The organism is Bradyrhizobium sp. (genome assembly GCF_049581145.1).
Classification (GTDB): Bacteria; Pseudomonadota; Alphaproteobacteria; order Rhizobiales; family Xanthobacteraceae; genus Bradyrhizobium.
Window position 1 is genome coordinate 1 of the sequence record NZ_JBAURI010000101.1, and the last position, 9,885, is coordinate 9,885.

At 65.1% G+C, this 9,885-nt stretch carries 12 protein-coding genes; 10 read left to right on the forward strand and 2 right to left on the reverse strand.

What is annotated here, in order from left to right; all coding sequences use genetic code 11:
- The 9 genes from WCB02_RS03275 to WCB02_RS03315 form a co-directional block, all read left to right on the forward strand.
- The coding region (locus WCB02_RS03275; protein ID WP_423956333.1) for a phosphoadenosine phosphosulfate reductase family protein at window positions 1–206 on the forward strand (206 nt) is incomplete at its 5' end.
- Between the two features lie 117 nt (window positions 207–323).
- Window positions 324–1,313: a sulfate ABC transporter substrate-binding protein gene (locus tag WCB02_RS03280; protein WP_423956335.1), complete on the forward strand. Its 990-nt coding sequence runs from the start codon at window positions 324–326 to the stop codon at window positions 1,311–1,313.
- 18 nt (window positions 1,314–1,331) lie between these two features.
- On the forward strand, window positions 1,332–2,171 hold the full coding sequence (gene cysT, locus WCB02_RS03285) for a sulfate ABC transporter permease subunit CysT (protein WP_423956337.1): 840 nt from the start codon (window positions 1,332–1,334) through the stop codon (window positions 2,169–2,171).
- Between the two features lie 11 nt (window positions 2,172–2,182).
- Complete coding sequence (cysW, locus tag WCB02_RS03290; RefSeq protein WP_423956339.1) at window positions 2,183–3,088, forward strand: sulfate ABC transporter permease subunit CysW; 906 nt, start codon at window positions 2,183–2,185, stop codon at window positions 3,086–3,088.
- On the forward strand, window positions 3,078–4,115 hold the full coding sequence (locus tag WCB02_RS03295; protein ID WP_423956341.1) for a sulfate/molybdate ABC transporter ATP-binding protein: 1,038 nt from the start codon (window positions 3,078–3,080) through the stop codon (window positions 4,113–4,115). Before cysW ends, WCB02_RS03295 begins: the two co-directional genes overlap by 11 nt.
- Before the next feature lie 61 nt (window positions 4,116–4,176).
- Window positions 4,177–4,677, forward strand: a complete 501-nt coding sequence (locus WCB02_RS03300; RefSeq protein WP_423956345.1) for a CAP domain-containing protein — start codon at window positions 4,177–4,179, stop codon at window positions 4,675–4,677.
- A 144-nt stretch (window positions 4,678–4,821) separates the two neighbouring features.
- Window positions 4,822–5,991 carry a DUF3734 domain-containing protein gene (locus WCB02_RS03305; RefSeq protein ID WP_423956347.1) on the forward strand — a complete coding sequence of 390 codons (1,170 nt, stop codon included), beginning with the start codon at window positions 4,822–4,824 and terminating at the stop codon, window positions 5,989–5,991.
- Window positions 5,992–5,996: 5 nt separating this feature from the next.
- Window positions 5,997–6,785, forward strand: coding sequence for a 3-hydroxybutyrate dehydrogenase (locus tag WCB02_RS03310; protein ID WP_423956349.1), 789 nt, complete (start codon window positions 5,997–5,999; stop codon window positions 6,783–6,785).
- A 297-nt stretch (window positions 6,786–7,082) separates the two neighbouring features.
- On the forward strand, window positions 7,083–7,463 hold the full coding sequence (locus tag WCB02_RS03315) for a thiol-disulfide oxidoreductase DCC family protein (protein WP_423956351.1): 381 nt from the start codon (window positions 7,083–7,085) through the stop codon (window positions 7,461–7,463).
- Window positions 7,464–7,551: 88 nt separating this feature from the next.
- Here WCB02_RS03315 and WCB02_RS03320 read toward each other — a convergent pair whose 3' ends face one another.
- Window positions 7,552–7,923 (reverse strand): hypothetical protein, encoded by a 372-nt coding sequence (locus WCB02_RS03320; protein ID WP_423956353.1) that lies wholly within the window; start codon window positions 7,921–7,923, stop codon window positions 7,552–7,554.
- A gap of 78 nt (window positions 7,924–8,001) precedes the next feature.
- A complete protein-coding gene (locus WCB02_RS03325) occupies window positions 8,002–8,535 on the reverse strand; it encodes a hypothetical protein (protein ID WP_423956355.1) in 534 nt (177 codons plus the stop codon).
- A 168-nt stretch (window positions 8,536–8,703) separates the two neighbouring features.
- Between WCB02_RS03325 and WCB02_RS03330 the strand changes: the two genes are divergently transcribed.
- Window positions 8,704–9,510: a lytic murein transglycosylase gene (locus WCB02_RS03330; RefSeq protein ID WP_423956357.1), complete on the forward strand. Its 807-nt coding sequence runs from the start codon at window positions 8,704–8,706 to the stop codon at window positions 9,508–9,510.
- Window positions 9,511–9,885 lie beyond the last annotated feature (375 nt).

Consider the following 9,885-nt stretch of genomic DNA (forward strand, 5'->3'; position numbering starts at 1 on the left):
CGTTCGCCAATGTCTCTCCGCAGGATATCGCGGCGATCTATGCCGCCGCCAAGCTGCCGCCGCATCCGCTGGTCGCGTCCGGCTTCCGTTCGGTCGGCTGCATGCCCTGCACCTCGCGCTCGGCCGAGGGCGAGGATGCGCGCGCCGGACGCTGGCGCGGCCGACCCAAGTCGGAATGCGGCATCCACACGACGAAGACCTCGTAGCACAACGACGCTGCCGCGCAGCCAACAACGAAATCCGGTTTCGTTGACTTCAGTCCGTTTCATCCCGACTTTGACCCCGCCGACGGCTCGTGTCGTCGAGGCAAATGGAGATGACCGATGATCCGTCGCATTCTGGCGCTCATTCTGGCGGTGTTGTGGGCAGGCTCGGCCTGTGCGGCCGACATCACCCTGCTCAACGTGTCCTATGATCCGACGCGCGAGCTCTATGCCGAATTCAACAAGGCGTTCGCGGCGGCCTATCAGAAGGACACCGGCAAGAGCGTCGAGATCAAGCAGTCGCATGGCGGCTCCGGCTCGCAGGCGCGCGCCGTGATCGACGGCCTGCAGGCCGATGTGGTGACGCTCGCGCTCGCCTACGACATCGACGCCATCGCGGCGAAGGGCCTGATTGCGGCCGACTGGCAGAAGCGGCTGCCGCAGAATGCCGCGCCCTACACCTCGACGATCGTGTTCCTGGTGCGCAAAGGCAATCCCAAGGCCATCAAGGACTGGGACGATCTGATCAAGCCCGGCGTCAGCGTGATCACGCCGAACCCGAAGACCTCGGGCGGCGCGCGCTGGAACTACCTGGCGGCCTGGGGTTATGCGCTGAAGACATTCGGTTCGGCCGACAAGGCCAGGCAATTCGTCGCCGATCTCTATGCCAACGTGCCGGTGCTGGACACCGGCGCGCGCGGCGCGACCGTCACCTTTGTCGAGCGCGGCGTCGGCGACGTGCTGCTCGCCTGGGAAAACGAGGCGTTCCTGGCGCAACGCGAATTCGGCAAGGACAAGTTCGAGATCGTCGCGCCGCCGCGCTCGATCCTGGCCGAGCCGCCCATCGCCGTGGTCGATGCCGTCGCCGATCGAAAGGGCACGCGGGCTGTCGCGGAGGCCTATCTGAAGTACTGGTATACGAAGCAGGGTCAGGAAATTGCCGCACGCAATTCCTATCGTCCGCGTGATCCCGAAATTGCGAAGGAGTATGAAAGCTCCTTCGCCAAGGTCGAATTGTTCACCATCGATGATGTGTTCGGCGGCTGGGCCAAGGCGCAGAAGGAGCACTTCGCCGAAGGCGGCATCTTCGATCAGATCTACAAGAACTGACCGCGGCGGGGAGACTTTGTGAGCACACGCGCGGGACGACGCAGCACATTGCCGGGTTTCGGTCTCACGCTGGGACTGACGTTGGCCTGGCTGTCGGTCATCGTCCTGATCCCGCTCGCCGGCCTGTTCATCAAGACGATGGAGCTCAGCCCCGATCAGTTCTGGGCCATCCTGGCGAGCCGCCGCACGCTGAACGCGCTCAAGATATCGTTCGGCCTCGCCTTCGCCGCGGCGCTGGTCAACCTGGTGATGGGGACCATCATCGTCTGGGCGCTGGTGCGCTACCGTTTCCCGGGCCGCCGGCTGTTCGACGCCATTGTCGACATTCCCTTCGCCCTGCCGACGGCAGTCGCCGGCATCGCGCTGACCTCGCTATTTGCCGAACAGGGCTGGCTGGGCGCGCCGCTCGCGGCCCTCGGCATCAAGGTGGCGTTCACGCCGATCGGCATCTTTGTCGCGATGATCTTCATCGGCATTCCCTTCGTGGTGCGGACGGTGCAGCCGGTGCTGATCGATCTCGATCCCGAGATCGAGGAAGCTGCCGCGAGCCTCGGCGCCAGCCGCTGGCACACGGTCTCGAAAGTGATCCTGCCGAGCCTCGCTCCGGCGCTCTTGACCGGTCTGGCGCTGGCGTTCGCGCGCGCGGTCGGCGAATACGGCTCGGTGATCTTCATCGCCGGCAATCTGCCGAACGTCTCGGAGATCGCCCCGCTATTGATCGTGATCCGGCTGTCCGAATTCCGCTACGCGGACGCCACCGCGATCGCGGTGGTCATGCTGCTGGCGTCGTTCCTGATCATCTTCGTCGTCAACCGGCTGCAGCGCTGGGCGCGGACGCCGGTCCCGGCGCATCGGTGACGGTGGAAGAGATGACCATGGAATTGCAGCATCCGCTGTCGCTCGCGTCACCCGGGGAGGCCAAACCGCGGGCCTTATCCGGCTCTGATCCCAACACCGAGCCTAAAGCCGTCCGCATCGCGATCATCTTGATCGCGGTCACGTTCCTTTCCGTGTTCGTCGTGCTGCCGCTGCTCGTGGTGTTCGCGCAGGCTTTTTCCCGGGGCGTCTCCGCCTATCTGTCCGCGCTGGCGGCGCCGGAGGCGGTGGCCGCGATCCGGCTGACATTGCTGGTGGCCGCGATCTCCGTGACGCTCAATCTGGTGTTTGGCCTGATCGCGGCCTGGGCGATCGCCAAATTCGAGTTCGCCGGCAAGACTCTTCTGATCACGCTGATCGACCTGCCGTTCTCGGTCAGCCCGGTGATCTCCGGCCTGGTGTTCGTGCTCCTGTTCGGCGCGCAGGGATTTTGGGGGTCCTGGCTACAGGCGCACAACGTCCATCTGTTGTTCGCGCTGCCGGGCATTGCGCTGGCGACCGTCTTCGTCACCTTTCCGTTCGTGGCCCGGGCACTGATTCCGCTGATGCAGGAGCAGGGGACGCAGGAGGAAGAGGCCGCGATCTCGCTCGGCGCCTCGGGCCTGCAGACCTTCTTCCGCGTCACCTTGCCGAACATCAAATGGGGCGTGCTCTATGGCGTGTTGTTATGCAACGCCCGGGCGATGGGCGAGTTCGGCGCGGTCTCGGTGGTGTCCGGCCACATCCGCGGCGAGACCAACACCATGCCGCTGCTGGTCGAGATTCTCTACAACGAATATCAATTCGTGGCCTCCTTCGCGGTGGCCTCGCTACTCGCCATGCTGGCGCTGATCACGCTGGTGGCGAAGACCATCCTGGAACGGCATCTCGACCAAGAGGAGCGGCCGCATGAGCATTGAAGTCAGGAACCTGGTCAAGAGCTTCGGCAGTTTCACCGCGCTCGACGGCGTCGACCTCAAGGTCGCTGACGGTGAATTGCTGGCGCTGCTCGGACCGTCCGGCTCCGGCAAGACCACGCTGTTGCGGATCATCGCGGGCCTCGATTGGCCGGACGCCGGCGAAGTTCTGATCGACGGCGAGGACGCGCTCGCCCGCGGCGCCCGCGAGCGTCATGTCGGTTTCGTGTTCCAGCATTATGCGCTGTTCCGCCACATGACCGTGTTCGAGAACGTGGCCTTCGGCTTGCGGGTGCAGCCGCGCGCGCTGCGCAAGTCGGAGGCTGCGATCCGCGTGCGGGTCAGGGAGCTCTTGAATCTCGTGCAGCTCGACTGGCTGTCCGACCGCTATCCGAGCCAGCTGTCCGGTGGCCAGCGCCAGCGCATCGCGCTCGCCCGCGCGCTTGCGATCGCGCCGAAGCTGCTGTTGCTCGACGAGCCGTTTGGCGCGCTCGATGCCAAGGTGCGCAAGGAGCTGCGGCAATGGCTGCGCTCGCTGCATCATGAAATCAGCGTGACGTCGATCTTCGTCACCCATGACCAGGAGGAGGCGCTCGAAGTCGCCAACCGCGTCGTGGTGATGGACAAGGGCGGCATCGAGCAGGTCGGCACGCCCGGCGAGGTCTATGACAGTCCGGCGACCGCCTTCGTGCACGGCTTCATCGGCGAGTCGATCGAGCTGCCGGTCGTGGTCCGGGATGGCCAGATCCGGCTCGGCGACAGGTCGCTGGGATCGGCGGTCGACGGCACGCCGGCCGGCGAGTCGCGGCTGTTCGTGCGCCGCCATGACCTGCAGATCGGGCCGGCCGGGAGCGGCGTGCTGGAAGGCAAGGTCGCCCGCGTCCGCAGCTTCGGCCCGGTGCATCGCGCCGAGGTCGCGTTGTCGGGCGGCGAGACCATCGAGGTCGACACGTCGCGGGAAGGGGAACTCCGTCCCGGCGAGGTCGTCGGACTGAATCCGCGCCGCTTCCGGATTTTTGCCCGGAACTGACAAAATTCACCTTTCGGCCACGGTTGGTATGCAACAACGCCCGCTCATTTGGGGGTGATTCATGCGGGCGGCGGCCGCTTTTCTCGTAATTCTATTGCTGGCCGGCTGCGCGGCGGAAGCTCCGGTCGAGACGCCGGCGATGTATGTCAATATGGCCGAGGCCGGTGCCAGGCTCGATCCGGCCGCGGCGGCCTCGATGATCTCGCAATACCGGCAGAACAACGGGCTCGGCGCCGTGGTGGTCGATCCCGCGCTGATGCAGCTTGCGGAAAACCAGGCGCAGGCGATGGCGAGCGCGAACAGGCTCGATCACGACGTCAGGGCGCCGCTCGCCAAACGCCTCGGGTCCTCCGGCTATCCGGCAACCGTCGCCGTCGAGAACGTCTCGGCCGGCTATCATACGCTGGCGGAAGCCTTTTCCGGCTGGCGCGATTCCCCGCCGCATCGGGCCAATATGCTGAAAACCGGTGTCACAAAATTGGGCATAGCCGCCAGCTATGCTCCCGACACCAAATATAAGGTGTTCTGGACGCTGATCATGGCGTCCACCGACAACGGCTGAGCAACAGCCGAGATAAACCCAAGGTAATCTTGGTGTGATGTCGGCCGGCGGTCTCGCCGGTTGACGCCATGCCGATCTGACGCCACGTTGCCGGTTTGCGAGCGCTTCTTTTGTTCTTTTGACCGGCGCCCCATACGGACGATCATGACGGACCATGACGAACACGCGCCGGCACGGACACCCGCGAACGCGGAGCGCGTGCTGGTCCTGCAGGGCGGCGGCGCGCTCGGCTCCTATCAGGCCGGCGCCTATCAGGCGCTCTGTCGCAGCGATTTCCAGCCGGATTGGGTCGCCGGCATCTCGATCGGCGCCGTCAACGCTGCGATCATCGCCGGCAACGCGCCGGACAAGCGCGTCGACAAGCTGAAAGAGTTCTGGGAGATGGTCTCGGCTCCGGTGCCGTGGACGCCGATTTCGAATGGCGACCGCAGCCGTTCGCTGTTCAACGAGACCAGTGCGGCGATCATCGCCACTTTCGGCGTCCCGGGCTTCTTCACGCCGCGCGTGCCGCCGGCGCCGCTGTGGCCACAGGGCAGCCCGGAGGCGCAAAGCTATTACGACACCGCGCCGTTGCGGCGGACGCTGGAACGGCTGGTCGATTTCGACCGCATCAACGATCTGCAATGCCGGCTCAGCGTCGGCGCGGTCGGAGTGACCTCGGGCAATTTCCGCTATTTCGACAATGTCGAGTTCAATCGGCTCGGCAAGCGGATCGGCCCCGAACATATCATGGCCTCCGGCGCGCTGCCGCCGGGCTTTCCGTCCGTCGTCATCGATGGCGAGCATTATTGGGACGGCGGCGTCGCCACCAATACGCCGCTCGATTACGTATTGGAGGCTGAAACAAGCAAGGACCTGCTGATCTTCCAGGTCGACCTGTTCAGCGCCCGCGGGCCGCTGCCGGTCACGCTGCTCGAGGCCGCCGAGCGCGAAAAGGACATCCGCTTCTCCAGCCGCACCCGCATGAACACCGACAAGAATCGCCAGATTCACAATGCCCGCAGGGCGGTCCGCGACCTGATCGGCAAATTGCCCGATGGCCTGAAGGACGATCCGTCGGCGAAATTCCTGCGCGAGGCCGTGAAGGAGAACACCGTCACGGTGGTGCATCTGATCTACAAGAGCAAGAACTACGAAACTTCGTCCAAGGATTACGATTTTTCGCATATCGCCATGGTCGAGCATTGGGAATCGGGTGTGCGTGACGTTCATCTGTCGATGCGCCACAAGGAATGGCTGGAGCGGCCGCAGTCCGGTGAGACCATGGTGACCTACGATCTCTCCGACGAAGACAATCCCCTCAAGAAGGAGTGACCATGATGGGTACGTTGACAGGCAAGACCGCCGTTGTGACCGGCTCGACCAGCGGCATCGGGCTCGCCTATGCCCGCGCTTTCGCCGGCGCCGGTGCCAACATCGTGTTGAACGGCATGGGTGCGGCGGCCGACATCGAGAAGGAGCGCGCCGCCATCGAATCCGACTTCAAGGTCAAGGCGGTGCATTCGCCGGCCGACATGACCAAGCCGGCCGAGATCGCCGGCATGATCGCGCTCGGCGAAAAGACCTTCGGCTCGGTCGACGTTCTCGTCAACAATGCCGGCATTCAGTTCGTCTCCCCGATCGAGGAGTTTCCGCCCGAGAAATGGGAGATGATCATCGCGATCAACCTATCCTCGGCATTCTATGGCATCCGCGCCGCGGTGCCCGGCATGAAGAAGCGCGGCTGGGGCCGCATCATCAACACCGCGTCGGCGCATTCGCTGGTGGCCTCGCCGTTCAAGTCGGCCTATGTCTCGGCCAAGCACGGTATCGCCGGCCTCACCAAGACCGTGGCGCTGGAGCTTGCGACCTTCAAGATCACCTGCAACTGCATCAGCCCGGGCTACGTCTGGACCCCCCTGGTCGAGCACCAGATCCCCGAAACCATGAAGGCGCGCAACATGACCAAGGAGCAGGTCATCAAGGACGTGCTGTTGGACGCGCAGCCGACCAAGGAGTTCGTCACGGTCGAGCAGGTCGCCGCGCTGGCGCTGTTCCTGTGCGGCGACGACGCCGCCCAGATCACCGGCTCGAATCTCTCGATCGACGGCGGCTGGACCGCGGAGTAGCTCGCGCCACACCTCCGCGTCGTCCCCGCGAAAGTGGGGTCCATAACCACAGGCTTTTGTTGGTCGGTCCCGGCTCAGGCCGGGACCGGCGGAGTTTGTCGTACTATCGGCAGTTGACGATGATCGTTGCTCGCCACGGGATACGCTCCAACAGAGGGCCGCAAGCCCGTCGCCTGCCAACCTTCTCATCGATTTCTGCAAGAGGCCGCCTCCCTTTGACCGCGATCGATCGCCATCGTCGGGGCCGATGCATCACGCCTTCAACGACGACACCCTATCGACGTGCCGGAGCCCCTCATGACCGGCCACCGCCTCGTCGTCTGGTACAACACACGCTGCCCGGTCTGTAACGCCGGGATCGACTGGCAGCATAACCGGCTGTTGGCGGCGGTCCGCGCCGGCCACGTTTCTTTCAGGGACATCAACGAACAGCCTGATGCGCTCGCGGCCTATGGCGCCTCGGTCGATGACGTGCGCCGCAGGCTGCACGCGACCGACGAGACCGGGCGGCTGATCGTCGGCGCCGATGTCGCGATCGCGATCTGGCGGGTGACGCCGGGCGAGGGCTTTCTGGCAACGCTGCTAGGCAACCGGCTGATGCGGCCGGTGACGCGGTTTGGCTATGACCGGTTCGCGGACGCTTTGTTTGCCTGGAACAAGCGCAACGGGCGCTGGTGACGCCGACCGATGCTGATACCGAAGGGTATCCGGACCGGCAGGTGCAAAACCAGCGTGGCGGCGAACTGTCAGCGGCCAACTTCGCCGCTTACGGTCGAACCGATCGCAGCAGGCGCTGCAGCGCAAGCCGGCGTGGGCCGCGCGGCGGGCCGTCAAGGTCCTCGCGCTGGCCGAGCGCCATGATGGCGGTGCCCATCGCGGCCGAGCCGAAGGTCACGAAGAACGACAGCAGCAGGACGACAAGCGGGACGGCGGGGTCGCGATCGCCGAAGATCAGATCCCGCAAGCCGCCCGGATTGATCGCCAGCAGCCCGCCGACCAGAAATACCGCCATGGCCGCGCCGACGGCGAGGTTGATTGCGAGCAGACGGAACAGCGGCTTTCGCAACAGGCCGGCGTGTCCGCGCGGTGTGGTGTCGTCGTGCCCTTGTTGGGCTCGCCTGTCTCGTGGGTCGTCCATCATCAAGGCTCGCGGGTCGTCGAATGCGGCGCGGCGCAAAAATAGCACCGCTTCGCGTCCCGTCCAAGCGTCCGATGCTCAGGCCGCGGAGGTCACCGCCGGCTTCACCGCGTCGTCGGCCGCGCCGTGCTGGCTCGCGATCACGTCGCGCCAGAGCCGCGCGATGCTCTGCTGGCTCCCCGGCGCAATGAAGCAATGCCCCTCATTGTCGAAACCGCAGAACCGCACCGAGGGGTCGTTGCGCACTTGCGCGAGCGACTTGTTGATCAGGTCGAGGCAGGCCAGCACCTGTCCGACATTTTGCAGCTTGGTATGGTGGAGGATGTCGATCAGGCGGAAGGTCATCACCGCCGGCTGGCCATAGGACACGCCGGGACGGGCGAATTCCAGGAACACGTTGGCGGCCGGCAGCACGCCTTGAAGTTGCGACAGCATGGCGGCCGCTTCCTCGGCGCTGCAGGCAACGAGATGCGCCATTTGCGGCGGCGGCGCGGGGGTGGCCGGCGCGTCGGCCGCGAGCCCGAGGCTTGCGATCACCTCGTGCTCGATCCACTGCCGCACCTGCGGTGGCGCGTTACGGATCTGGTCCGTGGTCAGGGTAATTCCGATCATCGCGGCTCTCCGTTTTGTTCCAGCCTAGGCGTAGCGAGCGGGGCGTATGTTGATGCGGATCAAGCGAGGTGTGCCAGACCGGCGCATCCGGACAGCATCGCCGTTTTGACGGGCCTGTTTCCGCTGTGGCATGGTCGGCAGCGCGTGGATTTTTCAAAGGAAACCAGCATGCTCAAGCTTCGATTGGCCGCTTTGTTTGTTGCGTCGCTCGCGGCCGCCCCCGCGCTCGCCGCGCGTTGCGGCGGCGATTTCAATTCGTTCCTGGCGAGCATGTCGACGGAGGCGGAAGGGGCCGGCGTCTCGCAGGAAGTGATCTCGCAGGCCTTCGGCGGCCTGCAGGAAGACCAGGCAGTGCTCGCCTTCGATCGCCGCCAGCGCTACACCTTCAACAAGAGCTTTGAGCAATATGTCTCGACCCGCGTCGGCACCGGCCGCATCAATGGCGGCCGCGCCATGCTGCAGCGGAACGCCGCGCTGCTGTCGCGGATCGAGCAGCGGTTTGGCGTGCCGCGCCAGATCCTGGTCGCGATCTGGGGCCTGGAGACCGATTTCGGCCGGGGCGACATGGGCCGACAGCCGGTGATCCGGACGCTCGCCACGCTTGCCCATGATTGCCGCCGCTCCGAATTGTTCCAGGGCGAGCTGCTGGCGGCGCTGCAGATCGTGCAGCGCGGTGATTTGCCGTTGCGCGAGATGATCGGCGCCGGCGCCGGCGAAATCGGCCAGACGCAGTTCCTGCCGTCATCCTACATCAAATACGGCGTCGATTTCGACGGCGACGGCCGCGTCGATCTGCGCCACAGCGTTCCCGACGTGCTGGCGTCGACCGCCAATCTGCTGCACACCAACGGCTTCAAGATGGGCGCGCCCTATGGCGAGGGCAGCGAGAATTTCGAGGCGATGCGCGAATGGAATCACGCCGAGATCTATCGCAAGACCATCGCGTATTTCGCCGACCAACTGGTCGGACGTTGAGGCCTCCCGTTCGCGGTCATTTGCGGGGCGTCGAGGGGTCCGCGCCGCGAGCGGCCCGCTGACGGGCTCCGCTCGAATCCGGAATCTCGAGATTCCGGTTTCGATGCCAACCTGCCGCTTCGCGGCGCGTTGGCATCGCCCCGGAATGACGATGGTTGAGACCTGTTCGGAAATCGAATCGAAATACCGGACAGCCCGCCGTTCGGCTACGCGCTTTGCGGTTCGGCACGGTTGTTCGGCTTCGCAGCGCCCCAGCGCAGGATGGCCGCATAGAGCGTATCCGGCTGGATCGGCTTGGTGAGGAAATCATTCATGCCGGCGGCGCAGCACTCTTCCCGCTGCCCCACCAGGGCGTTGGCGGTCAGCGCGATGATC

Bases quoted from the DNA above. Each gene is read 5' to 3' on its own strand.
- WCB02_RS03310 (WP_423956349.1), top strand. From the start codon at position 5,997: ATGGGTACGTTGACAGGCAAGACCGCCGTTGTGACCGGCTCGACCAGC.
- WCB02_RS03325 (WP_423956355.1), bottom strand. From the start codon at position 8,535: ATGATCGGAATTACCCTGACCACGGACCAGATCCGTAACGCGCCACCG.
- WCB02_RS03295 (WP_423956341.1), top strand. From the start codon at position 3,078: ATGAGCATTGAAGTCAGGAACCTGGTCAAGAGCTTCGGCAGTTTCACC.
- WCB02_RS03320 (WP_423956353.1), bottom strand. From the start codon at position 7,923: ATGGACGACCCACGAGACAGGCGAGCCCAACAAGGGCACGACGACACC.
- WCB02_RS03305 (WP_423956347.1), top strand. From the start codon at position 4,822: ATGACGGACCATGACGAACACGCGCCGGCACGGACACCCGCGAACGCG.
- WCB02_RS03330 (WP_423956357.1), top strand. From the start codon at position 8,704: ATGCTCAAGCTTCGATTGGCCGCTTTGTTTGTTGCGTCGCTCGCGGCC.
- WCB02_RS03315 (WP_423956351.1), top strand. From the start codon at position 7,083: ATGACCGGCCACCGCCTCGTCGTCTGGTACAACACACGCTGCCCGGTC.
- WCB02_RS03300 (WP_423956345.1), top strand. From the start codon at position 4,177: ATGCGGGCGGCGGCCGCTTTTCTCGTAATTCTATTGCTGGCCGGCTGC.
- cysW (WP_423956339.1), top strand. From the start codon at position 2,183: ATGACCATGGAATTGCAGCATCCGCTGTCGCTCGCGTCACCCGGGGAG.
- WCB02_RS03280 (WP_423956335.1), top strand. From the start codon at position 324: ATGATCCGTCGCATTCTGGCGCTCATTCTGGCGGTGTTGTGGGCAGGC.